Consider the following 21832-nt stretch of genomic DNA (forward strand, 5'->3'; position numbering starts at 1 on the left):
GAGAGTCATGCCGGGCCTTTCTGGTCGAGACCGAGAGCGGGATGCAAATCAGGGACAGGGCTGGGGGCCGGCGCACGAGCGGCAAGCCACCGGTGCAGCAGCGCAAACAGGGTGGGCACCAGCACCAGCGTGGCGACGGTGCCGCAGGCTAGCCCGCCGATCACGGCGCGGCCGAGCGGGGCGTTCTGCGCGCCGGCATCGCCCGCGCCAAGCGCCATCGGGACCATGCCGATCAGCATGGCCAGTGCGGTCATCACCACAGGACGGAAGCGCCCGATACCGGCCTGCAGCGCCGCCTCGAGGGGCGCCACGCCCGCAGCGCGCAGCTCGCGCGCCAGGCTGACCACCAGGATGCTGTTGGCGGTGGCGATGCCGATGCACATGATGGCGCCGGTCAGCGCCGGCACGCTGATGGTGGTGCGCGTGACAAACAGCATCCACGCCATGCCCGCCAGCGCGCCCGGCAGGCCGCCGATGATGGCCAGCGGGTCGAGCCAGGACTGGAAGTTCACCACCATCAGCAGATAGACCAGCACCACCGCAATCGCCAGGCCGCCAAGCAGCCCGGCGAAAGAGGCGTGCATGGTTTGCACCTGTCCACGCACCACCAGCTCTGAGCCGGGCGGCAGCGTCTTGCGCGCGGCATCGACGATGCGGCCGATGTCGCCCGCCACCGCGCCAAGATCACGCCCGCGCACCGAGCCGAAGATGTCGATCACCGGCTGCACGTTGTAGTGCGACACCACGCCTTGCTGGCTGGAGCGCTCCACGTTGCCGAGCGAGCCGAGCAGGTCGCCGCCGCCGCCGCTGGAGCCGGGCGTGGCGGCGCCAAGTCCCATCGGAATGTTGGACAGCGACTGCAGCGAGCCCATGGCGGACTGCGGCACCGACACCATCAGCGGATAGCTCACGCCGTTGCGCGGATTGAGCCAGAAGTTGGGTGAGGTCTGGCTGCTGCCGGAGAGTGAGATCAGCAGGTTCTGCGCCACCTCGCGCTGCGACAGCCCGGCCTGTAGCGCGCGGGTGCGGTCCACATTCACCGTCAGCGCGGGCTGGTCGTCCGGTTGCTGGATGTGCACATCGGCCAGCCCCGGCACCGCGCGCAACTGGGCAACCAGTTTTTGCGCCACCGCGCGATTGGCTGCCAGCTGATTGCCCACCACCTGGATATCGATCGGCGCCGGCAGCCCGAAATTCAGGATCTGGCTGACGATGTCGGCCGGCAGGAAGGAGAAGCTCATGCCCGGGAAGGCCTTGGGCAGCAAGGCGCCCAGCTGCTCGATATAGCCTGCCGTGGCGCCATGGCCTGGCTTCAGGGACACCAGGATCTCGGCGTCGGCCGTGCCGATCGGCAGCGCGGAGTCATAGGTCAGGTTGATGCCGCTGACAGGCAGGCCGATGTTGTCGATGATGCCGGCCACCTGGTCCGGGCCGATGGCCGCGCGAATGCGGTTCTCCACCGCATCGGCGATGCGCGCTGTTTCCTCGATGCGGGTCCCCGTGCGCGCGCGCATGTGCAGGCGGATCTCGCCACTGTCCACGCTGGGGAAGAAGTCCTGCCCCAGGAAGGGCACCAGCGCCATCGAGGCGGCACAGCAGGCCAGGAAGGCCGCGGCCAGCCGCCTGGGGTGGCGCAGTGCTGCAGCGAGGGTCGCGGCGTAGCGGGTGCGCACGCCTTCGAACCCGTGTTCAAAGCGCGCCTGCAGCCGTGCGCAGGCGCGACGCAAGCGGCCTGGGTCGCGCGCCTGCGCCGCATTGTTGTGCTGATCGTTGTGTTCGTCGTTGCGTTCGCCACGCAGCAGGTAATGCGCCAGCGTGGGAATCAGCGTGCGCGAGAAGAAGTAGGACGCCGCCATGGCGAACACCACGGCCTCGGCCATCGGCACGAACAGGTAGCGCGCCACGCCGGTGAGCAGGAACATCGGCAGGAACACGATGCAGATCGACAGCGTGGACACCAGCGTGGGCACGGCGATCTGCGCCGAGCCTTCCAGGATCGCATGCTCCAGCGGCTTGCCCAGCTCGCGGTGGTGGGTGATGTTCTCGATGGCCACGGTGGCGTCGTCCACCAGCACGCCGACCGCCAGCGCCAGCCCGCCTAGCGTCATGATATTGAGCGTCTCGCCGAGCGCGCTGAGCGCCATCAGCGCGGCCAGCACCGAGAGCGGGATCGAGATCGCGATGATCAGCGTGGCGCGCCAGCTGCCCAGGAACAGCAAGATCATCGCGGCGGTCAGGCAGGCGGCGATCAGCGCTTCGTGCAGCACGCCGTGGATGGCGGAGGTAACAAAGACCGACTGGTCCGACACCGCCTGCACCCGCAGCGAAGACGGCAGCCCGGCCATGATGCGCGGCAGCATGGCCTTGACCTGGGCGATGATGGACAGCGTGGAGGTGTTGCCGCTCTTCTCGATCTCCAGCAGCGCGGCGCGCTTGCCGTCGCGGCGCACCACGTTGGTCTGCGGCGCGTAGCCGTCGCGCACCTGGGCCACGTCGCGCACATAGACCGTGCCGCCGGGGCCGCTCTTGACCGGCAGGTCGTTGAGGCCGGCCACGGTGGCCGTGCTGCCGTTCAGGTCGACCCGGTATTCCAGCGCGCCGATCTTGGCGGTGCCACCGGGCAGCACCAGGTTTTGCGCATTGATGGCGTTGACCACGTCCAGTGGCGCCAGGCCGCGTGCCTGCAGCGCACGCGTATCGAGATCCACCATCACCTGGCGCACCTTGCCGCCGTAAGGCAGCGGCACCGATGCGCCCTGCACGGTAGCCAGCTGCGTGCGGATGAAATTATTGCCCAGATCGTAAAGCTGCTGCTCCGGCAGTTGGTCGCTGGCCAGCGCCAGCCGCAGGATCGGCACGGTGGAGGCGCTGTAACTCAGGATCAGCGGCGGCGTGGTGCCCGGCGGCATGTTGCGCAGCATCGATTGCGCGCCCGACGAGGTCTCTGCAATCGCGCGGTTGATGTCGGCGCCGGGGTGGAAGAAGATCTTGATCACCGCCACGCCGGCGAGCGACTGCGACTCGATATGCTCGATATCGTCCACGCTGTTGGTCAGCGAGCGCTCGTAGCCGGTGACGATGCGCCGCGCCATATCCTCGGCGGACAGGCCGTTGTAGGTCCACACCACGCTGACCACCGGGATGTCGATGGCCGGAAAAATGTCGGTTGGCGTGCGCAGCAGCACCAGCGGGGCGGCCAGCAGCAAGCACAACGCCAGCACCACGAAGGTGTAGGGGCGGCTCAGCGCGAGCCTGACAATCCACATGGTGTGTACTCCGGGACGCGAGGGTTGGGGCCGCGACGGCCGCTTTGTTGCGGTGGCCGCGGTGAGCGATGGCCGCATTCTAGGAAGCCAGGGGAGCCGGTAATGCTGTCGAATCGATTACAGATTTGTCATTCAGGAGCGCTGCGCCAACGGCTATCATCCGAGCATGCAAGGCGCCTGAAGCGCGCCCTGCCGGTGCAGGCCAGGCGAGGACGGACATGAGAATTCTGGTGGTGGAGGATGAGCCCAAGACGGGCGAGTACCTGCGCAAGGGGCTGACCGAATCGTCCTTCGTGGTCGACCTGGCGGTGACCGGCGCCGATGGCCTGCACCAGGCGCTGGAGGTGGTGTACGACCTGGTCATCCTTGATGTGATGCTGCCCGGCATGAACGGCTGGGACGTGCTCAAGCAACTGCGCGAGCACAAGGACACACCGGTGCTGTTCCTGACCGCGCGCGATGAAGTGGAGGACCGCGTGCGCGGGCTGGAGCTGGGCGGCGACGACTATCTGGCCAAGCCCTTCGCCTTTGTCGAGCTGCTGGCGCGGGTGCGTACCTTGCTGCGGCGCGGCCCGGTGCGCGAGGCCGACCGCATCGAGATCGAAGACCTGGAGATCGACCTGATCCGCCACCGCGTGACGCGCGCCGGCCGGCGCATCGAGCTGACGCCGCGTGAATTTTCCCTGCTGCATTTCCTGGCGCGCCGTCACACCGAGGTGCTGAGCCGTACCCAGATCGCCTCCCATGTCTGGGACATGAACTTCGATAGCGATACCAATGTGGTGGATGTGGCGGTGCGCCGCCTGCGCGCCAAGATGGACGACGATTTCCAGCCCAAGCTGATCCACACCGTGCGTGGCATGGGCTATGTGCTGGAGCGCCGGGAACCTTGATGCGCAGGCTCTCGCTCACTGCCCGCCTGGCGCTGGCCTTTGGCCTGGTCGCCGCGATCGTGTTCGGCGGCGCCGGCGCCTACCTCTACCGCGCGCTGGCCATGCAGGTGATAGAGCGCGACGACGCGGAACTGCTGCGCAAGGTGGCGCGCGCGCGGGCCGAGCTGATGGAGCAGGGCGCCCGGCCCGACAGCGACTGGCGGGAAGTGGCCGGTGTGGTGTCCGGCAACGACGAGTTTGCGCTGGTGGTGCGCGCCGCTGGCGGCGCCGTGCTGCTCGCGGCCAATGCCGGCGAAGGGCCGCCCGCCTTGCAGCCGGTGGCGCCGGATGCGCCGCTTGGGCCCGAAGCGATCCGTGCCTGGACCACGCGGCAGGGCTACCCCGTGCATGGCGTGCAGGCGCTGGTCCCTGTCGGTCCAGGCACTGCTGACACTGGCGCCGTCACGCAGACGCTGGCCTTCACGCTCTACCAGACCGCCATCTCCCGCACCACGTTGCTGCGCGCATACCGCGCGAAACTGCTGTTGACGGGGGTGATGGGCACGCTGGCCGTGGCCGGGCTTGGTTACCTGGTGCTGCGCGCCGGCATGGCGCCGCTGCGGCGCATCGCCGCCGGGGCATCGTCGGTCACGGTGCGGCGGCTCGAGCTGCCGATCGACCCGGCACGGCTGCCGCCCGAACTGGCGGAACTGGCTGCGGCCCTGCAACAGATGATGGACCGGTTGCGGGATGGGTTCGAACGCCTGTCGCAGTTTTCCGCGGACCTGGCGCACGACTTCCGCACGCCCATCGGCAACCTGCTCGGGCAGAGCCAGGTCGCGCTGTCTAGCGAGCGCAGCGCCGACGAATACCAGGCGCTGCTGGCGTCCAATATCGAGGAATATGAACGCCTGGCCCGCATGATCGAGAACATGCTGTTTCTTGCGCGGGCCGAGAACGCCCGCGTGGCGGTCAAGCCGGTGCGCCTGGACCTGGCGCGCGAACTGGGCGCGCTGTCCGACTATTTCGAGGGGCTGGCGGAGGCGAGCGGCGTGGCGATCGCGGTGGAAGGCGGGGGCGCCGTGCTGGCCGATCCGCTGCTGCTGCGGCGCGCGGTCAGCAACCTGGTGGCCAATGCCATCCGCTACACACCTGCCGGGCAGACGGTGGTGATGGCGGCACGCACCGGCCCCGCAGGCAGCCGCATCGAAGTGCGCAACCCCGGGGCCGGCATCGCGCCGGAACACCTGCCCAAGCTGTTCGACCGCTTCTTTCGCGGCGATCCTGCCCGCGCCAACTCTGGCGAGTCGGCGGGCATTGGCCTGGCCATCGTGAAGTCCATCATGGACTTGCACCATGGGCACGTTGAGGTGGAGTCCGAAGTCGGGGGAACCACGGTCTTCAGGCTGCTGTTTCCGGCGCGCATGGCAGATCCGGCGTCTTAGGGCGCCGCTGCCGGCGTTACTGGCGCAGCGACGTGAGCAGCCGGATGCCGAGCAGCGCCATCACCCCGCCGGCGGCGCGATCCAGCCACAGCTTGAAGCGCAGGTAGAACGCACGCGGCCTGGCGGAGGAGAGCGCGATCGCCACGATGGCGTACCAGCCCGTCTCGATGGCAAAGACCATCAGTGGCAGCGCCAGCAGTAGCGAAGCCGGCACCTGGGCGGGCAACAGCGCGGCAAACACGCTGGCGTAGACCACCGCCGTCTTGGGGTTGCTCAGCTGCGTGGCGAAGCCGCTCAGCAAGACACGCCCGCGCCCCGTGGCGGGCGCTCCATCGCCTGCAGCTGCGCTGGCCGCCATTGCCAGGGGCGCGCTGGCGCCGCGCCAGATGCGCACGCCCAGATACACCAGGTAGATGCCGCCGCCCACCTTCATTGCCATGTACAGCCAGGGCACCGCCGTCAGCAGCAGCTTGAGCCCGAGCAGCGCGGCCGCGGCAAACACCACGCCGCCCAGCCCCATGCCCAGCGCCATGTAGAGCGCATCGGCGCGGGAGCGGGCAATGGCGGCGCGTGCCACCATGACGAAGCTAGGGCCGGGGCTGACCGCGCCGAGCGCCAGCGCGCCGCCAATGGCCAATGTGGATGTGAGTGCGTCCATGGGTTTGTCTCGTCAGGAAGGAAGGGATCCGCTGCGGGCCAGCATGAGGCCGTTGCGTGTGGCGAAATGGTAGCAGCAAGACGCACGCGCCGCCGGCTCCGGCAGGCCCCGCTCAGTTAGCGCCGAATCCCGCCCCGCTCAGTGCCGCAATCGTCTGCGCCAGCTCCTCGCGCAGCGTCGCCACCAGTTGCGCTGCCGGCAGCGCGCGCGCCAGCGGCGCGGCTTGCCCGGCCCATTGCGCGGCGTAGTCCGCGTTGCCGCGCGCCTTGGCCGCCGCATGCAGGGCCTTGCCGGCGTCGTAGGCGATGGGGTAATCGGGGATCGCCGGGCGGTCCGCCGCCTCGCCCAGCGCCGTCAGCCGGTTGACGAAGCCGCGTGCGGCCCGGCCGGAAATGGCGCGGGTCAGCGTGGTGCTGGCCGGCCGGTCCGCCAGCAGGGCGGCGCGGTAGGGCGCGTCGGCCATGGTCTCCGGGCAGGCTACGAAGGCGGTGCCGAGCTGTGCGGCCTGCGCGCCCAGCGCCAGGGCCGCCGCAATGCCGGCGCCGTCCATGATGCCGCCGGTGGCGATCACGGGCAGGGCCGTATGGCGGACCAGCAGCCGCACCAGCGCCAGGGTGCCGAGGCCTTCGTCTTGCCCTTCGGGATTGAACGTGCCGCGGTGGCCGCCGGCTTCCACGCCCTGGGCAACGATGGCATCGACGCCGGCAGCGGCGATCTGCCGCGCTTCGTCCAGGCTGGTGGCCGTGGCCATCAGGAAGATGCCGGCGGCGTGCAGCGCGTCGATCCAGGCCTGCGCCGGCAAGCCGAAATGGAAGCTCACTACCGCGGGCCGCTCCTCCAGCAGCATCGCGTACATGGCGTCGTCGGCGACAAAGCTGGTGTAGATCTCGCGCAGGCTGGCGGGCGGCGTGGCGCCGAATTCGGCGAAGCTCGGCGCCAGGTAGGCCAGCCACTGCGCCTCGCGCTCCGGGTTGGCGACGGCGGGAGCGTGGCAGAACAGGTTGATGTTGAAGGGCTTGTCCGTCAGCGCACGGGTTTCGCGGATGGTCTTGCGGGCGCCGTTGGCGTCCATGGCGCCGACGCCGAGCGAGCCCAGGCCGCCGGCATTCGACACTGCCGCGGCAAGCGCCGGTGTGCTGACGCCTGCCATTGGGGCCTGGATGACCGGGGTGGCAAGGCCGAGCCGGGAGAGCAGCGTGTGTGGTTGCGTGGCGTGGATGGGGTCGGTCATGACGGGCTCCTCGTTTCCTCGTTAATAGGGGGATTCGGTGGGGTGGGTTCCGTGCCGCGTGCCGGGCGTGCGACGGCCTTCACAGGAAGCAGAACACGGCAGATGCCAGCAGCGCGGCAGCGGCGGCGGCAAGCGGGCCGCTGAAGCTATGGCTGTGCGCCATCAGCGCATCGGATACCAGCGGGCCGGCGATCTGGCCTACGCCATAGGCGGCGGTCATGATGGCAAGCAGGTTGAATGTCACGCGGTGGGCTACGCGTTTCGCGGCAGGCATGGCGATGGTCACGGTACCAACGAAGGTGCCGCCCACCAGCAGCGCGCTAGCCAGGTAGGCCACGGCCGAGTGGCTGAGCGCGGGCAGGATCACGCCCACCGCCTGCACCAGCAGGTTGAGCGCGAGCGCGCGCCGCGTGCCAAGGCGCCCGTGCAGCGCATGCCAGAGAAAACAGGAAGGTGCCGCACCAAGCCCGAACGCGGCCCAGATATGGATCGGGTCGATGTGGCCTAGCGCGTCGCGCACAAAGAGCGGCAGGTAGGTTGCCGTGACGATGTAGCCGAACCCCGCCAGCCCGTAGCTGGCCACCAGCGGCCACGGACCAGGGCCGCTGGCATTGGCCTCGTCCGCGGCACTGGCACTGGCACTGGCAACGGCATGCGGCTGGGGTGCCGCCACGTGGCCCGCTAGATACGGCCATGCCAGCGAGCTCAGCACAGCGGCGCCACCGCCGATGGCAAGCCACAGCAAAGGACTGTGCCAACCGGCCAGGTTGCCGGCGGCAATGAGCTCGGCGGACAGCAGGATGCCGGCACCGACGCCCGAGAACAACAGCGGCGCGCCATGCGGATGCCCTACCACCTGGAACAGCCACACGGACGCGCAGATCAGCGCGATGGCGCTGAGCACGCCCGCCAGGAAGCGCGCGCCGATAAAGAACCAGGGCGCGGCCGGCACGGCCAGCGCCAGCAGGCACAGGGCGGTGCCGAAGAGCGCGATGCGGCAAAAGCGCGGCGCAACGCGCTGCGGCATGCGGCTGACCGCGAGGGCGCCCACGAGATAGCCTGCATAGTTGGCGGACGCGGCCAGCGAGCCGGCACTGACGCTCAGCAGGCCGTCGCGCACCATCAGCGGATACATGCCGGTGAACGCAAAGCGCCCGAAGCCCATGCCCACCGCCAGCACCAGCGCGGCGGCCAGTGAGGGCATCCAGGGCGCCACGGTCTTGCCGAAGGATTGCGGCGCTGCTGCTGTGACGGTCCGGATCCTAGCCATGTTGCAGCTCCTGGAGAAACGCCGCGTATGCCGACGTGGCAAAACCCGAACGGCGCACCAGCAAGGTGTGCGCGACTCGCACGGGCACGGTTTGCAGGCTTGCGGCATCGGGGTGCAGCGCCAGCAGCGACCTCGGCAGGATGGCCACGGCCGAGCCCGCCGTCACGCAGGCGAGGATCGCGTGGTAAGACGCCAGTTCCAGCACGTTCAGCGCCAGCCGTGGGCCTTCACCGCTGGCGAGCCAGTCCTCGGCACACAGGCGGTACGTGCAGCCGCGCGAGAACGTGGCCAGGCTGCGCAGCTTGATGTCCTGCGGCGCGCGCACTGGCGGATGGCTGTGCGGCAGCACTAGCAGCAGTTCTTCCGAGAACAGGAACGTGCCTTCCAGGCCGGGGCCGAGCACGTCCATGTCGAGCGTGTCCGGCGCGCCCTCGGAGGGATGGGCCACCACGGCGCAGTCGATGCGATGCGCCAGCAGTGCATCGATCAAGGCTTGCGTGGTGCCGGTCTGGATCTCGATCCGCACGTCCGGCCACTTGCCGTGATAGCGCGCCAGCGGGCGGGGCAGCCGGCTGGCGGCCGAGCTTTCCATGCTGCCCACGCGCAGCGTGCCCGAGGGCGCATCGTCGCGCATGGATTGGCGGGCCTCCTCGGCCAGCGCCAGCAGCCGCTCGGTGTAGCCCAGGAAGCGCTGGCCTTGCGGCGTCAGGGTCATGCGCTTGCTGTCGCGCAGGAACAGGGCGACGCCGAGCTCTTCTTCCAGCTGCTTGACGCGCGTGGTGACATTCGACTGCACGCGGTCCAGGGTCTTGGCCGCCCGCGTGATGCTTTCTTCAAGCGCAACGGCTCGGAAAATCTCAAGTTCAGCCAGATCCACGGCAATCCTTTGCTTGAAATTGGTTCTTAAAAAGAGAACAAATTTCAATTAACTATCATCGATAGGGAATGATAAGTCAAGAAAGCCATGATGGCAGCGGGGTGGGGCGAAGCGGGAAGGACATGCCGGCGGGCCACGCCGTGGCCCACCGTGTACCCAAGCCGCGGGACTAATGCGGATCCTGGTATCGAGAGGGTTGGGGCTGGGGTTCCGCGGGTTGCTGCTGCGAATGCCGCTGCGCCGGTGCCGGCCGCGCCAGGAGCGCACGGATCGACGCAAGGTAGCGGTCCCCAACCTCCCGGCTGGCCCGGTTCGACTGGGCGCGCAGGGTGCGGCGGGCCGGTGGGGTGATGTTCAGGCTGCGGCAGATCGTTGACAGGTAAGGCTTGCGGTCTCCCGCCAGCCGCTGTGCCGCGGCTTGCACCGCCGCATCGCCTACGCGTTCGCGCAACCAGGCCAGGACCTGCCTGTCGTATTCGTTCTGTACCCGGACCAGGTGTTCCATGATCGGCTCCCGTAGATACTGTTCATCCATACAGTTACTGTAAATATATACAGTAATCTGTTTTTTTCAAGGATGAATGCCGAGGACCAGATACGGGCTACCGTCCAGGGGGCTACAGGACCATGCAGGCGGCAGCGCTGGCGCCGGCGCATTGCGCCAGGCAGGCGGGCCCGGCGGGCGGCATCTCCAGGTGGCGTCGCTGGCTCGCAGGCAGGTTCTCTTCCGGGGGCTTGCAGGCTGGGCGCGCGTCATGCCGCGGCGGGTCGTTGTCGCGCAGGGCCGGATGGTGCTTTTCCACCCAGCGCGCCGCTCGCCAGAGCGCGAAGATGCAGGCAACCGCATAACTGCAGTAGATGAAGATCAGCATAAGCACCTTGCTTCGCGCCCGCTTGGGGGCGAGTAGTTCAAGAAAGTGCGAGTATGCGCAAGATCACTCACGAGGCGGTATCACTCGATTGGGGGGAGCCAGGTGGCTGCGCGGGCCGTAAGGCCAGGCGGATGGCCGATCTGGCGCCGATCTGGCGCAAATGCGGCAGCGGTGGCGAGACAATTGTTTGCAGTTCACCTGGCCAGCGCGGGCCGCGCCGGCGGGATAGGCGAGGCGCTCAGGCCTGATCTTCGCCAGGCGTATCGGCGCGGTACTCCAGCAGGTCGCCTGGCTGGCATTTCAGCGCCTCGCAGATTTTCTCCAGCGTATCGAAACGGATGCCCTTGACCTTGCCGGATTTCAGCAAGGAGAGATTGGGCTCGGTGATGCCGATGTACTGGGCGAGCTCGCGCGATTTCATCTTGCGCTCAGCCAGCAGGACGTCAAGCCGGACGAGGATAGTCATAGGGTCAGGGTGCCTCAAACGCAAACGCAAACGCAAACTCAAACAAAGCTCTCATTCTCCAGCGCGACGCGCGCGGCCTCGGCCATCGCCCAGGCGATGGCCAGCAGCAAGCCGCCCAGCAAGCCCAGCATCACGTCGCCGAAGGTGAGGATCACCACCATGTAGGGGCCGTTGGCAGCCGTGCTGGCCAGGGTCATGGCCAGCAGTGTCTTGGTGAGCGGAACCACCACGCTGAACGCCGTCACCACCAGCGCCACGCGGCGCAGGCGCACGGTCGTCTCCAGGGTAAGGACCGCGCCGCCCGCCAGGGCCGCGAACAGCCTGTGCGCTTGCATCAGTCCACTGACCAGCAAAGCCGTGGCCACGCTCGTGATGGCCAGGCCGAGCAGCCGGTACGGCATCGACACCAGCAACTGCCCGCCTGGCGCAGGCCCGGCCAGGAACGCGCGCAGGTTCCGGTCCAGCTCCGCATCGGGGAGCAAGAACCAGAAGGCGATCAGGCCCGCCGTCACCACGACGGCGCAGCACAGTGTCAGCCACTGCATGCGGCGCGCGATGACGCTAACGCGCCTTAGCGCGCCATCAGCGGGCAAGGGAAGGGAAAGGGGGTTCGGCATGCCGGTCTCCTGAAGGGATTGCGCATGGCAAAAAATTACTGTAAAACAGCAATGTTTTATCGTTTTACAGTAATTTATATTCGTCGGAGATTAAATTATATGCGTTCTCTCGCCATCCCTGGCCGCCTCCTTCCCATCGCGCCTGCTGCCATGTTGGTGCTTTTGTCGGTTGTGCCGGTGCATGCCGCTGCCGCGGAACTTGCCGCCAACTATTGGTACGTCGGCGGCGACCTCAATATTGCCCGCGACAAAGTCAGTACGAGCACGCCCGGCTGGGCGGGCGGATCGTCCAACAATGTTGGACTTGGCTTGCGGGCCGGCTATCAGTTTTCGCCCTATATGTCGGTCGAAGGCTCGCTGGCGAGCCTTGGCCGTGTCGTGGCCAAGAATGGCAACGCCAACGACAAATTCGACGTGAACGCCTTGTCCGTCAACGTCGTGGGCCACCTGCCCCTGACCGAGCGTTTTTCGCTGCTGGGCATCGCCGGTGTCAACTATATGCATGGCCGGCGCTCGGGCGATCTTGAATCGAGCAACAAGTCGCAGGGGCTCATCAGCCTGGGGGTGGGCGCGTCCTATGCGGTCACGCAGAACTGGCGCTTGCGGATGCAGTACATGAATTACGGCAAGCTCAGTTGGAAGGGCAACGATGCTTCGGTCAAGAGCCAGGCCGTATCACTTGGCGTGGACTACCTGTTCCGCTGAGGCAGGCGCATGGGCCCGTGCGCTACCAGTACTTCAATACTTCAATACTTCAGCACTTCAATGGCTATGACCATCAGGACAATCGCAGGCGTTGCATGGATCGCGGCAAGCTGCGCGCTCGCCGGCTGTGCGCCAACGCAGCTTTCCAGCCCGGCCGCATCGGCGGTCAGGATCACCCACAACGAGCCTGCCGCGGGATGCACCTATCTTGGCGACGTGACCGGCAGCCAGGGCGATTTTGTGCGGGGCGTCATCACGGCCAATGCGGATCTGGAAACCGGTGCACGCAATGACATCAAGAACAAGGCCGCGGCAATGGGCGGCAACCTGGTGTACCTGCTCACCCAGCGCGCAGGGCAGACCGGCGGCAAGGATCGCCTGGAGCAAACCAATGTGACCCTGTCGGGCAACGTGTATCGCTGCGCTTCCCCGGGCGCGCACTAGCGCGCCGAACAGGGATCAGGCCAGCTTCTGCTTGAGGATGTCCTGCGCGGATACCGGATGGCGGCCCCGCTTGCGCCGGTAGTTGCCGTCCGCGTCCATTTCCCAGGTGTCGCGGTTGTCCTTCAGGTAGACCTTCAGCCCTTCTTCGATCACGCGATCCTTGAGGGCTTTGTCCAGCACGGGGAAGCAGACCTCGATGCGCCGGAAGAAGTCGCGGTCCATCCAGTCGGCGCTCGATAGCCTTACGTCTTCGGCCTTGTCGTTGTAGAAGTAGAAAATCCGCGCATGTTCCAGGAACTGGCCAAGCACGGAGCGCACCCGGATATTCTCGGACAGGCCCGCAATGCCAGGACGCAACGCGCAGGCCCCGCGCACGATCAGCTCGATCCGCGCGCCATCGCAGGACGCCTGGTACAGGGCCTGGATGAGCTTGGGTTCCAGCAAGGCGTTCATCTTGGCGATGATCAATCCCTTGCGGCCAGCCTTGGCGTGCTTGCCTTCGCGGCGGATGGCTTCGAGCAACGCCGAGTGCATGGTGAACGGCGATTGCCAGAAGTGCGCCAGCGTGCCGGGGTGGCCGAGGCCGGTCAGCTGGGAGAACACGTTGGCCACATCGTCGACGAGCGCTTCCTTGCAGGTAAACAGGCCGAAGTCCGTGAAGCTCCTGGCCGTCTGCGAGTGATAGTTGCCGGTGCCGATATGCGCGTAGCGCCTGAGTTTCTTGCCTTCGCGCCGAACCACCAAGGCCATCTTGGCGTGGGCCTTGTAGCCAACCACGCCGTACACCACGTGCGCGCCGGCTTCTTCAAGCTGGGCTGCCCAGTTGATATTGGCCTGCTCATCGAAGCGGGCGAGCAGCTCCACCACCACGCTGACTTCCTTGCCCCTGCGCGCGGCGCCGATCAGCGCCTCCAGCAGGGCTGAGTCGTTGCCGGCGCGGTACACCGTCTGCTTGATGGCCATCACCTCCGGATCTTCCGCGGCCTGGCGGATGAAATCCACCACGGGCGAAAACGACTGGTACGGATGGTGCAGCAGGATATCGCCGTCGCGGATGGCGCGGAACATGTCGGGCTGGTCCTGCAGCGCCTTGGGCAAGCCGGGGCGGCACGGCGGGTACTTCAGGTCATCGCGGTCCACGCTGTCAGGAACCGGCAGCAAGCGCACCAGGTTGACCGGGCCGTTCACCGAAAACACCTCGGCATCTTCCAGGCCGAACTGGTTTTGCAGGAAGCGGGTCATCTCCTCTGAGCAGTTGTCCGCGACCTCGAGCCGCACCGCATCGCCAAAATGCCGCTGCGGCAGCTCGCCCTGCAGCGCATCGCGGAGGTTCTTGATTTCTTCCTCGTCGACGAACAGTTCGCTGTTGCGGGTGACGCGGAACTGATAGCAGCCGCGCACGCGCATGCCGGGAAACAGTTCGCAGACGTGGGCATGCAGGATGGACGACAGGAATACGAAGCCGTGTTCGCAGCCGGAAATCTCCCTGGGCAGCAGGATCACGCGGGGCAGGGCCCGGGGCGCCTGCACGATGGCCGCATTCGCCTCCCGGCCAAAGGCATCCTTGCCTTCGAGCTCCACGGCGAAGTTCAGGCTCTTGTTGAGTACCCGCGGAAACGGGTGCGCCGGGTCCAGGCCGATGGGGGTGAGCACCGGCATCAGTTCGCGGAAGAAATAGCTGCGGATCCACTCGCCTTGTTCCTGCGTCCAGTGCGGACGGCGCAGGAAGCGGATTCCCTCGCGGTCCAGTTCCGGAACCAGCACTTCGTTGAACAGGCGGTACTGTTCCGCGACCAGCTTGTGGGTGCGGGCGCTGACAAGCGCGTAGATCTGCCGCACGTCCAGTCCATCCGGGCCGGTGGTCGCCGGCGCCTGCAGCTTGATCTTCTCCTTCAGGCCGGCAACGCGGATCTCGAAGAACTCGTCCAGGTTGCTGCTGAAGATGCAGAGGAAGCGCAATCGCTCCAACAACGGAATGTCGTGGTTCTCGGCCTGGGCGAGCACGCGCCGGTGGAACTCCAGCTGGCTGGCTTCACGGTTCAGGAAGAGCTGCCGTGCATTGGCGCCGAGGTTGGTGCTGGCACTGGCGAGGAAGTCCGACGGAGCGCCGCGAACGTCACTCGGTGCCAGAGGGAGGGAAGGGGCGATCTCAAGTGGAGCTGCCGAGCCTTCTTCCATGATTCGCTTCAATCCTTCTCTGGGAATGGATCATCGTGCACCGATGACCTGTTGGAAAGATATTACCGCGCGCCGCGCCGCTTGAGGAGTGGCCGCGGTGCACGTTTGCGCGTCAGCGCCAGGCCGTGTGGTCGGCGGGCCACGGACAGATGCCGGGGGGGCGTCTGGTCGTGGCCGCCTTGCGGGAAGACCCTGAAGGAGTGAGGCAGTGCCCCCGGTCCTGCAGCCAACGGGATTTGCAGCTACCCTGTCGCGCAGTGATGGACTGACACCGAGGAAACACAATGCAAAAGACGCTGAAAATCGATTTTGTCTCCGACGTCGCGTGCCCGTGGTGCGCTGTTGGCCTGAGTGCGCTGCAACAGGCGCTGGCGCGGCTTGGCGATGCCGTTTCGGCAGAAATCACGCTTCGCCCATTCGAGCTCAATCCGGACATGGGGCCGGGGGGCGAATCGATCCAGGATTACATGGCACGCAAGTATGGCCGCACCGAGGAGGAAATCGTGCAGAGCCAGGCCATGATCCGCCAGCGTGGCGCCGACGTCGGATTTGAGTTTGGCTCTCGTACCCGCGTATACAACACGTTCGACGCACATCGGCTATTGCACTGGGCAAACCTGGAAGGGCGCCAGCTGCCGCTGAAGATGGCGCTGTTCCGTGCGTACTTTACGGAGTCCAAGGATTCCAGCAATCACGAGGTCCTCGTCGAGGCCGCGGCCGCGGCCGGCCTGGACGCCGAAAAGGCACGCACGGTGCTGTCTGGCGACGCGTACGCGGCCCAAGTCCGTGAGATGGAGAAGCACTATCAGGACATGGGCATCCGTTCCGTGCCTTCGATCATTTTCAATGACCAATACCTGGTGAGCGGCGGGCAGCCGGTGGAGGCGTTCGAGAATGCCATTCGGGAGGTGCTGGCAAAAGGCTGAAGGGGGCGCATGACTATCCATGACGCTTGCGCTGCGCCGCAGCCATGGACGCCCTGCACACGGGGTCCCGGCGCGTCGCGCGAGGCTAAGGAGACCGAGGCTTGTTCGCTGGAACGCGTTGCCTTTCTGCATACGTACTATCACCTAATGCTGCGGCGCGTCATTTCCTTTGCTATCATTAGGGAAAACCCGATAAGGGTAATCCCTAGAGAGAAAGCCATGAACACGCAAAGCGACATCAAGATGACCGACCAAATGGAACGCGATCTGATCGAGCGCGAACTTGGTCCCCGCAGCCCCAGCCTGGCGGCAGACGTGAAGAGCGCCATTTTCGCCGTCCAGCATATGCTGAGCCGCCTGCAGAACCAGGCACGCAAGGCAAAGATCGTCTACGCGAACGGCTGATCGTTCAGGTAGCGGCACCGCAATGCGGGAAGCGTCTCCCGCGCAGCAAGACCGGCCTATACGCCGCTCCGCCGGAGCGCAGCGTGGGCCGGTTTTTTTTATGGGTGTCGCGCGGGCCGGAACCTCGGCACATTCGCCACGGGGCGTTGCGCCCGCGCATCGCATTAGCGGCGCATCCGATAGCTCAGGTGCTCACCCGCCCGTTGGGCGATTGATGTCTTCCTGCGAGACGATTCCCCTTCCCTCCATCACCCAGCGTGTCGGCGGTTTCCCGAACTGCCCCCCGAACCACCGCGTGAACGCGCTCACCTCCGAGAATCCGAGCAGATCCGCCGTGCGCGATATGGACTGCTGCTGGCTCTGCAGGTAGCGCTCGGCCAGTTCGCGCCGCACCTGATTGACCAGGCCCGAGAATGTTTCCCCACGCTGCTCCAATTGCCGCTGCAGAGTTCTCGGGCTGACACCCAGGTTCTGCGCAACCTGCTCCACCGCACTGCGGCCGCGCGGCAGCAGCAGGTGAATTGCCCGTCGTACGTCGGCCGCCAGGGAGTGCTCCTTCGAGGGCGATCGAAGGTCAAGCAATTCCCTGGCGTATCGGGCCAGGCTGGCATCGGCCAGGGGGGTCACGCGATCCAGATCCTGGCTCGACAAGACCACGCCATCGAATTCGCAGCCAAATTCGACCTGCTGGCCGAGCAGGCGACGGTGCACCCGCAGGTCTTGAGGGGCTGCATGCGAAAAGTACACGCAGCGGGGTTTCCATTGGGCGCCAAGTATGGCGCGGATCAGGCAGAGCACCGCGCCTACGGTCAGCTCCATCGCCTGCCGGCCGGGTTGCTGCCTGCCAGTCAGCAACGTCACTCGCAAGACCACGACATTCGCATGCTCGGTGAACTGCGTCGCGACAGAGTCGCTGAGCAGGTGGCGATAGCGCTCGACCTCGGCCAGCGCATCCCGCAGCGTGGGCTGGTGCTGCAGCGTCAGGCTGACCGGGCCGAAGTCGGATAGCCGCCATGTTTCGCCCATGAGCAGCCCGAGCGAATGGCAGGCAGTGATCCGCGCGGATGTCTCCAGAACCTCCGCAAGCCGGAATTCGGGGATGCGCAGGTCGGGCGTGTGCAGGCATTCCCGGTCCAGGCCGACATGGGAAACCATCTGCACCGGGTCGATACCCGCGGCGCGAGCGATCCCGGAGTACTTCGTGAGGGAGGCGCTGCGAACCAGGACGGTCATAGGGGGCTCTTTCTGAAGAGGGGGGGCAGGTTGATCGAAGGCCTGCGCAATCTACCGGTGAAGCCACCGTCGCCTGGCTGCCATTGTCGGTCATGCATTGCATACGCCGCTGGCGCTGCGCCTGTGCGCGGTGACTCAAGCCGGGAATCGACTGTCATGGATGGTCAACTTCTGGCGTGGCCTGTCAAAGGTCCTGCGCATGCGAGAGCCGACAATCAACCCAGGCCATCGAATGATAGTGGCGGCAGCAATAGACGACAACAGGAGACGGAATTGGCAAAAGCCGTTCGCATGTACGAGGTCGAAGGGCCAGAGGTTCTCCGATACGAGGACGCCGAGGCTGGCGAGCCAGGTCCCGGCGAGGCGCGGCTCAACTACGCCGACACACATTTTCCTCGTGGCACCTACCCTGTGCCGCTGCTCAACGGCATCAGGATCCATTCGCGCCATGCGCTGCAGGATGCGGTCCAGGCGCATCGGGATGTGGAATCGCACAAGACCACCGGCTCGTCAATCTTTGTAGCGTAAAAGGAGCTTTCCATGCATGTAGAACCTCTTACTTGCACCATCGGTGCCGAAATCGGCGGCGTCAACCTGGCCGATGCAGTGCGAAATAACGCCTTGCTTGCCGAGATCAAGGCGCTGCTGCTCAAGCACAAGGTGCTGTTTCTGCGGGACCAGGATATCAGCCGTGCCGATCACGTGGCTTTCGCCCGCAGTTTTGGCGAACTGGAGGACCACCCGGTCGCTGGCAGCGACCCGGATCATCCTGGCCTGGTACAGATCTATCGCAGCGACAAGCGCGAGAACTATGAGAACAGCTACCACACCGACGGCAGCTGGCGCGAAAGCCCACCGATGGGCTGCGTCCTGCGTTGCATCGAATGCCCGCCGGTCGGCGGCGACACCATCTGGGTGAACATGGCAGCGGCCTATGAGAACCTGCCCGAAGACATCAAGGAGCGTATCGCCGGGCTGCGCGCCAAGCATGGCATCGAACATTCATTCGGTGCGGCGATGAGCGCGGAAAATCGCGCCAAGCTTGCCGCGCAGTACCCCATGGTCGAACATCCCGTGGTGCGCACGCATCCGGAGACCGGCGAGAAGGTGCTCTACGTCTGCGGTTTCTCCACGCACTTCGCAAACTTCCATACGCCAGAGAACGTGCGCTACGGACAGGACAAGACCCCGGGCGCGAGCCACCTGCTGAACTACTTGATCAGCCAGGCGGCGATCCCCGAGTACCAGGTGCGGTTCCGCTGGCGGCCTAACAGCGTGGCCATTTGGGACAACCGCTGCACCCAGCACTACGCAGTACAGGACTACTGGCCGGCCCCGCGCAAGATGGAGCGCGCAGCCATCATCGGAGACAAGCCGTTCTGAGGCGCGCCAGCCGCCAAGCTTTGCCCCACCTTTATCAATGGAGACATGCCGTGAACTACCTCGATGGATCCCTGTTCCCTGAAAACCAGCAGCCGTTGATCATCACCGCGGCGCCCTATGCACCGGGGTGGCTGCCGTCCGATTTCCCGGAAGATATCCCCGTGACGATGGAAGACCAGATCCAGAAGGCCGTGGATTGCTACAACGCCGGCGCGACTGTGCTGCACCTGCATGTGCGCGAGCTTGACGGCAAAGGCTCGAAGCGTCTGTCCAAGTTCAACGAGTTGATCGCCGGGGTGCGCAACGCCGTGCCGCAGATGATCATCCAGGTAGGCGGGTCGATCAGTTTTGCACCCGAAAACGAGGGGGCCGCCGCCAAGTGGCTGTCCGATGACACCCGTCACATGCTTGCCGAACTTGACCCCGTTCCCGACCAGGTGACCGTTACGGTGAACACGTCTCAGATGAACGTGACGGAGCATGCGGAACTCGCGGATTTCAAGGGCACCTCGCGTGAGAACCCTGCGATCTTCGAAGCGTACAAGGAAATGACGGTTCCCGCCCAGCCCGGCTGGGTCGAAGAACACATCCGCCGCCTTACCGCTGCCGGCATCCAGAGTGCCTTCCAGTGTTACAACATCAATAGCTTCGAGTCCGTGGAGCGGTTGATTCGGCGTGGCATCTACAAGGGTCCGCTGGTCATGAATTGGGTGGCAATCAGCGGCGGCATGGATGCACCCAGCATCTTTAACCTCGCCAACATTGTTCGTGCCGTCCCGGATGGCGCGGTGCTCACCGTTGAAAGCTCTGTGCGCAACGTGCTTCCTGTCAACATGATGGGTGTTGCCTTGGGCTTGCATGTGCGATGCGGGACCGAGGACTGCCTCTGGAACCAGTCGCGCACGGCCAAGATGAGCACGGTGAAGCAGATTGAGCAACTGGTGCGCATCGCGAGCGAATTCGGCCGAAAAGTGGCAACGGCCCGGGAAGCGCGCGAAATCCAGAAGATTGGCGTGTTCTATGAAACGGTCGAGGAGACGCTGGCTGCCAATGGCTTCGCGCCGAACCGCAATGGCGGCAATCAAGGCTTCCTGCGCAAGTCCGCCTGAAAATCTCATCGTATCTGTTTTGTTTATGTCGACAATAAAAAACATGACTGCTATGATCGTGCCGACGTTAGCCGGGGCAGGTAGAGGCGGCTCGTCGCGCAGCTGGCTGTGTTGAGGCCGGCAGCACTTGGCGGGCTGGATGGCGGTCAAAAAAAGGGGAGACGATGTCAACACTAAAAAAGCTGCTCGCGGCTGCGTTGTGCGCCGAGACAATCATTGCCTTATGCGCGCCAGGCCCGGTCCAGGCGCAGGAAGCCTGGCCGGCCCGCCCGATTCAAATGATCGTGCCATCGTCTGCCGGATCGGGAACCGATGCGCTGGCGAGGGTCATGGCGCAGCGCCTTTCCGAATCGCTGAAGCAGGCCGTGGTCGTGGAGAACCGGCCGGGTGGCAGCGGGGTGATCGGGACCAACGCCGTCCTCAAGGCGGCGCCGGATGGCTACACGATTCTCTACACAACGGCGTCCAACATGGTGGTTGCACCGGCAGTCATCAAGTCCATTTCCCAGGAGGCACGAAAGAGCCTCATGCCGATCGCGCAGACGGCTGTGGGTGGGGTGCTGCTACTGGTTAGCCCGGATCTGCCGGTGTCCGATTTGCCCGGGCTTGTCGAGTTCGTGAAAGCGAATCCGGATAAGTACAGCTATGGCAGCTGGGGCACCGGTTCTTCCGCGCACTTGACGATGGAGTGGTTGAAGAAGCAGACCGGCATGAAGACCGAGCACGTTGCATATCGGACCTCCAGCCAACTGCTCACCGAGCTTTCCTCGGGTGTGCTTAAGATTGGCTGGACCGATCCCAGCGTGGCGGTGCCGTTCCTGCGTTCGGGCAAGGTACGCGGTATTGCCATTGCGGGCAACGTGCGGTCTCCCCAGCTTGCCAACGTCAAGACGATGGGTGAACAGGGCTACAAGTTCGGTACGGTGGGATGGTTCGGCATGTTCGCGCCGGCCGGAACTAGTCCGGTAATCGTCAAGCGGCTGGCGGATGAGGTCAACAAGGTACAGGCGTTGCCGGAGATCGCGGCCCTGATGAAGAGACAGAACTTCGAGCCGCCGCCGGTAAAGTCTTCCGCGCAGTTGGGCGAAATTGTCCGGAACGATATGCAAGTCTGGACGAAGATCGCCAACGACGCAGGGATCAAGCTTGAAGAATAAGATGTGCCGTGCGCTAAGGAATTGCTGCGTGAATCGCTCTGAACTTCCGGGCCCGGTATCCGCCCTGACATCGTCGCCAACGCTGCGCGTTGATTTTTACCTGGACCTGATTTGCCCCTGGTGCTGGATTGGGTTACGAAGTCTGCGTTTGGCATGGGAAAGCCTTCGACAGAAGCATCCTGGATTGGTGCTGGAGACGATATGGCATGCCCATGCCTTACTGCCGCAGATCCCCGCGCAAGGCATTCCGTACCAAGCATTCTATGAAGCACGGCTTGGTGGCCAACGGGCCGTGGCGATGCGCCGCGCACAGATTCGCGCTGTGGCCGAATCGGTCGATCTATCGTTGAACTTCGAGAACATTGCGACCTTTCCGAATTCGGCGCTGGCATGTGCCTTGGTCAATGCGGCCCAGTCCAAACTGGCGCCGGTGGCCATGTACCAGTTGGTGGAGTCCATCTACCGCGCATTCTTCTCCCAAGGGCAAGACATCGGTTCAACAGAGACACTGCAGGCCTTGGCTCAAGCGTCTGGGTTCAGTTGGGACGGCAGTGCGTCCTCCCAACTTCAGCCTTCCATGGAAGCTGACCATGGAACAGGGGTTCCTCATCTCGTCTTCAATGGGCAGTGGCCGGTCACTGGCGCCGTTCCAGGCAGTGAGCTGGTTCACGTCATGCAGCAAGCGGTGGCGGCCAAGCTGGGCTAAGTCCAGCCTCTC

The 21832-nt window shown here is 65.2% G+C and carries 22 protein-coding genes; 11 read left to right on the plus strand and 11 right to left on the minus strand.

Annotation, left to right across the window (positions count from 1 at the left end):
• Nucleotides 1–5: 5 nt before the first annotated feature.
• A complete protein-coding gene (locus tag F7R26_RS26525; protein ID WP_150991423.1) occupies nucleotides 6–3266 on the minus strand; it encodes an efflux RND transporter permease subunit in 3261 nt (1086 codons plus the stop codon).
• 218 nt (nucleotides 3267–3484) lie between these two features.
• Between F7R26_RS26525 and F7R26_RS26530 the strand changes: the two genes are divergently transcribed.
• Together F7R26_RS26530 and F7R26_RS26535 are read left to right on the plus strand one after the other, a co-directional pair.
• Nucleotides 3485–4159 carry a heavy metal response regulator transcription factor gene (locus F7R26_RS26530; RefSeq protein WP_150991420.1) on the plus strand — a complete coding sequence of 225 codons (675 nt, stop codon included), beginning with the start codon at nucleotides 3485–3487 and terminating at the stop codon, nucleotides 4157–4159.
• Entirely contained in the window at nucleotides 4159–5583 is a 1425-nt protein-coding gene (locus F7R26_RS26535) for a heavy metal sensor histidine kinase (protein WP_150991491.1), read from the plus strand. The genes F7R26_RS26530 and F7R26_RS26535 overlap by 1 nt, the downstream gene beginning before the upstream one ends.
• Before the next feature lie 16 nt (nucleotides 5584–5599).
• Here F7R26_RS26535 and F7R26_RS26540 read toward each other — a convergent pair whose 3' ends face one another.
• From F7R26_RS26540 to F7R26_RS26575, 8 genes are all read right to left on the minus strand, one after another.
• The gene (locus F7R26_RS26540) at nucleotides 5600–6241 is read right to left on the minus strand and encodes a LysE family translocator (RefSeq protein WP_150991417.1); all 642 of its coding nucleotides are present in this window, start codon (nucleotides 6239–6241) and stop codon (nucleotides 5600–5602) included.
• A 112-nt stretch (nucleotides 6242–6353) separates the two neighbouring features.
• The gene (locus F7R26_RS26545; protein ID WP_150991414.1) at nucleotides 6354–7472 is read right to left on the minus strand and encodes an NAD(P)H-dependent flavin oxidoreductase; all 1119 of its coding nucleotides are present in this window, start codon (nucleotides 7470–7472) and stop codon (nucleotides 6354–6356) included.
• A 79-nt stretch (nucleotides 7473–7551) separates the two neighbouring features.
• On the minus strand, nucleotides 7552–8742 hold the full coding sequence (locus F7R26_RS26550; RefSeq protein ID WP_206702556.1) for a YbfB/YjiJ family MFS transporter: 1191 nt from the start codon (nucleotides 8740–8742) through the stop codon (nucleotides 7552–7554).
• The gene (locus tag F7R26_RS26555; protein WP_150991411.1) at nucleotides 8735–9619 is read right to left on the minus strand and encodes a LysR substrate-binding domain-containing protein; all 885 of its coding nucleotides are present in this window, start codon (nucleotides 9617–9619) and stop codon (nucleotides 8735–8737) included. Before F7R26_RS26555 ends, F7R26_RS26550 begins: the two co-directional genes overlap by 8 nt.
• A gap of 169 nt (nucleotides 9620–9788) precedes the next feature.
• Nucleotides 9789–10124, minus strand: coding sequence for a hypothetical protein (locus F7R26_RS26560; protein ID WP_150991408.1), 336 nt, complete (start codon nucleotides 10122–10124; stop codon nucleotides 9789–9791).
• A 112-nt stretch (nucleotides 10125–10236) separates the two neighbouring features.
• Nucleotides 10237–10491: a hypothetical protein gene (locus F7R26_RS26565; protein ID WP_150991406.1), complete on the minus strand. Its 255-nt coding sequence runs from the start codon at nucleotides 10489–10491 to the stop codon at nucleotides 10237–10239.
• Nucleotides 10492–10729: 238 nt separating this feature from the next.
• Nucleotides 10730–10957, minus strand: coding sequence for a helix-turn-helix domain-containing protein (locus F7R26_RS26570; protein WP_150991403.1), 228 nt, complete (start codon nucleotides 10955–10957; stop codon nucleotides 10730–10732).
• Nucleotides 10958–10995: 38 nt separating this feature from the next.
• Nucleotides 10996–11574, minus strand: a complete 579-nt coding sequence (locus F7R26_RS26575; RefSeq protein WP_150991400.1) for a DUF2975 domain-containing protein — start codon at nucleotides 11572–11574, stop codon at nucleotides 10996–10998.
• A 24-nt stretch (nucleotides 11575–11598) separates the two neighbouring features.
• Here F7R26_RS26575 and F7R26_RS26580 point away from each other — a divergent pair, with 24 nt between their 5' ends.
• Nucleotides 11599–12279 carry a porin family protein gene (locus F7R26_RS26580; protein ID WP_241754734.1) on the plus strand — a complete coding sequence of 227 codons (681 nt, stop codon included), beginning with the start codon at nucleotides 11599–11601 and terminating at the stop codon, nucleotides 12277–12279.
• 66 nt (nucleotides 12280–12345) lie between these two features.
• Nucleotides 12346–12723 carry a DUF4156 domain-containing protein gene (locus F7R26_RS26585; protein ID WP_150991397.1) on the plus strand — a complete coding sequence of 126 codons (378 nt, stop codon included), beginning with the start codon at nucleotides 12346–12348 and terminating at the stop codon, nucleotides 12721–12723.
• A gap of 15 nt (nucleotides 12724–12738) precedes the next feature.
• Here F7R26_RS26585 and ppk1 read toward each other — a convergent pair whose 3' ends face one another.
• The gene (ppk1, locus tag F7R26_RS26590; protein WP_150991394.1) at nucleotides 12739–14901 is read right to left on the minus strand and encodes a polyphosphate kinase 1; all 2163 of its coding nucleotides are present in this window, start codon (nucleotides 14899–14901) and stop codon (nucleotides 12739–12741) included.
• A gap of 284 nt (nucleotides 14902–15185) precedes the next feature.
• On the opposite strand from ppk1, the gene F7R26_RS26595 reads away from it, so the two are divergent.
• Both F7R26_RS26595 and F7R26_RS41630 read left to right on the plus strand, forming a co-directional pair.
• Entirely contained in the window at nucleotides 15186–15827 is a 642-nt protein-coding gene (locus tag F7R26_RS26595; RefSeq protein ID WP_150991391.1) for a DsbA family oxidoreductase, read from the plus strand.
• 219 nt (nucleotides 15828–16046) lie between these two features.
• Nucleotides 16047–16232, plus strand: a complete 186-nt coding sequence (locus tag F7R26_RS41630) for a hypothetical protein (protein WP_150991478.1) — start codon at nucleotides 16047–16049, stop codon at nucleotides 16230–16232.
• 192 nt (nucleotides 16233–16424) lie between these two features.
• Here the strand turns inward: F7R26_RS41630 and F7R26_RS26605 are convergent, their stop codons facing one another.
• Nucleotides 16425–17465, minus strand: a complete 1041-nt coding sequence (locus F7R26_RS26605; RefSeq protein ID WP_150991388.1) for an AraC family transcriptional regulator — start codon at nucleotides 17463–17465, stop codon at nucleotides 16425–16427.
• Nucleotides 17466–17738: 273 nt separating this feature from the next.
• Between F7R26_RS26605 and F7R26_RS26610 the strand changes: the two genes are divergently transcribed.
• The 5 genes from F7R26_RS26610 to F7R26_RS26630 all read left to right on the plus strand — a co-directional run bounded on the left by F7R26_RS26610 (nucleotide 17739) and on the right by F7R26_RS26630 (nucleotide 21820).
• Nucleotides 17739–17993, plus strand: a complete 255-nt coding sequence (locus tag F7R26_RS26610; RefSeq protein WP_416351387.1) for a hypothetical protein — start codon at nucleotides 17739–17741, stop codon at nucleotides 17991–17993.
• Nucleotides 17994–18005: 12 nt separating this feature from the next.
• Nucleotides 18006–18848, plus strand: coding sequence for a TauD/TfdA dioxygenase family protein (locus tag F7R26_RS26615; RefSeq protein ID WP_150991386.1), 843 nt, complete (start codon nucleotides 18006–18008; stop codon nucleotides 18846–18848).
• A gap of 50 nt (nucleotides 18849–18898) precedes the next feature.
• A complete protein-coding gene (locus F7R26_RS26620; protein WP_150991383.1) occupies nucleotides 18899–19957 on the plus strand; it encodes a beta-keto acid cleavage family enzyme in 1059 nt (352 codons plus the stop codon).
• Nucleotides 19958–20121: 164 nt separating this feature from the next.
• The gene (locus F7R26_RS26625) at nucleotides 20122–21114 is read left to right on the plus strand and encodes a Bug family tripartite tricarboxylate transporter substrate binding protein (RefSeq protein ID WP_150991380.1); all 993 of its coding nucleotides are present in this window, start codon (nucleotides 20122–20124) and stop codon (nucleotides 21112–21114) included.
• Between the two features lie 28 nt (nucleotides 21115–21142).
• Nucleotides 21143–21820 (plus strand): DsbA family oxidoreductase, encoded by a 678-nt coding sequence (locus tag F7R26_RS26630; RefSeq protein WP_241754736.1) that lies wholly within the window; start codon nucleotides 21143–21145, stop codon nucleotides 21818–21820.
• Nucleotides 21821–21832: the final 12 nt, after the last annotated feature.

It is taken from the genome of Cupriavidus basilensis (genome assembly GCF_008801925.2).
GTDB lineage: Bacteria > Pseudomonadota > Gammaproteobacteria > Burkholderiales > Burkholderiaceae > Cupriavidus > Cupriavidus basilensis.

What these genes read in the sequence shown, in the direction of transcription:
- F7R26_RS26525 (WP_150991423.1), bottom strand. Translation starts at nt 3,266, where the DNA reads ATGTGGATTGTCAGGCTCGCGCTGAGCCGCCCCTACACCTTCGTGGTG.
- F7R26_RS26530 (WP_150991420.1), top strand. Translation starts at nt 3,485, where the DNA reads ATGAGAATTCTGGTGGTGGAGGATGAGCCCAAGACGGGCGAGTACCTG.
- F7R26_RS26535 (WP_150991491.1), top strand. Translation starts at nt 4,159, where the DNA reads ATGCGCAGGCTCTCGCTCACTGCCCGCCTGGCGCTGGCCTTTGGCCTG.
- F7R26_RS26540 (WP_150991417.1), bottom strand. Translation starts at nt 6,241, where the DNA reads ATGGACGCACTCACATCCACATTGGCCATTGGCGGCGCGCTGGCGCTC.
- F7R26_RS26545 (WP_150991414.1), bottom strand. Translation starts at nt 7,472, where the DNA reads ATGACCGACCCCATCCACGCCACGCAACCACACACGCTGCTCTCCCGG.
- F7R26_RS26550 (WP_206702556.1), bottom strand. Translation starts at nt 8,742, where the DNA reads ATGGCTAGGATCCGGACCGTCACAGCAGCAGCGCCGCAATCCTTCGGC.
- F7R26_RS26560 (WP_150991408.1), bottom strand. Translation starts at nt 10,124, where the DNA reads ATGGAACACCTGGTCCGGGTACAGAACGAATACGACAGGCAGGTCCTG.
- F7R26_RS26565 (WP_150991406.1), bottom strand. Translation starts at nt 10,491, where the DNA reads ATGCTGATCTTCATCTACTGCAGTTATGCGGTTGCCTGCATCTTCGCG.
- F7R26_RS26570 (WP_150991403.1), bottom strand. Translation starts at nt 10,957, where the DNA reads ATGACTATCCTCGTCCGGCTTGACGTCCTGCTGGCTGAGCGCAAGATG.
- F7R26_RS26575 (WP_150991400.1), bottom strand. Translation starts at nt 11,574, where the DNA reads ATGCCGAACCCCCTTTCCCTTCCCTTGCCCGCTGATGGCGCGCTAAGG.
- F7R26_RS26580 (WP_241754734.1), top strand. Translation starts at nt 11,599, where the DNA reads ATGGCAAAAAATTACTGTAAAACAGCAATGTTTTATCGTTTTACAGTA.
- F7R26_RS26585 (WP_150991397.1), top strand. Translation starts at nt 12,346, where the DNA reads ATGACCATCAGGACAATCGCAGGCGTTGCATGGATCGCGGCAAGCTGC.
- ppk1 (WP_150991394.1), bottom strand. Translation starts at nt 14,901, where the DNA reads ATGGAAGAAGGCTCGGCAGCTCCACTTGAGATCGCCCCTTCCCTCCCT.
- F7R26_RS26595 (WP_150991391.1), top strand. Translation starts at nt 15,186, where the DNA reads ATGCAAAAGACGCTGAAAATCGATTTTGTCTCCGACGTCGCGTGCCCG.
- F7R26_RS41630 (WP_150991478.1), top strand. Translation starts at nt 16,047, where the DNA reads ATGAACACGCAAAGCGACATCAAGATGACCGACCAAATGGAACGCGAT.
- F7R26_RS26605 (WP_150991388.1), bottom strand. Translation starts at nt 17,465, where the DNA reads ATGACCGTCCTGGTTCGCAGCGCCTCCCTCACGAAGTACTCCGGGATC.
- F7R26_RS26615 (WP_150991386.1), top strand. Translation starts at nt 18,006, where the DNA reads ATGCATGTAGAACCTCTTACTTGCACCATCGGTGCCGAAATCGGCGGC.
- F7R26_RS26625 (WP_150991380.1), top strand. Translation starts at nt 20,122, where the DNA reads ATGTCAACACTAAAAAAGCTGCTCGCGGCTGCGTTGTGCGCCGAGACA.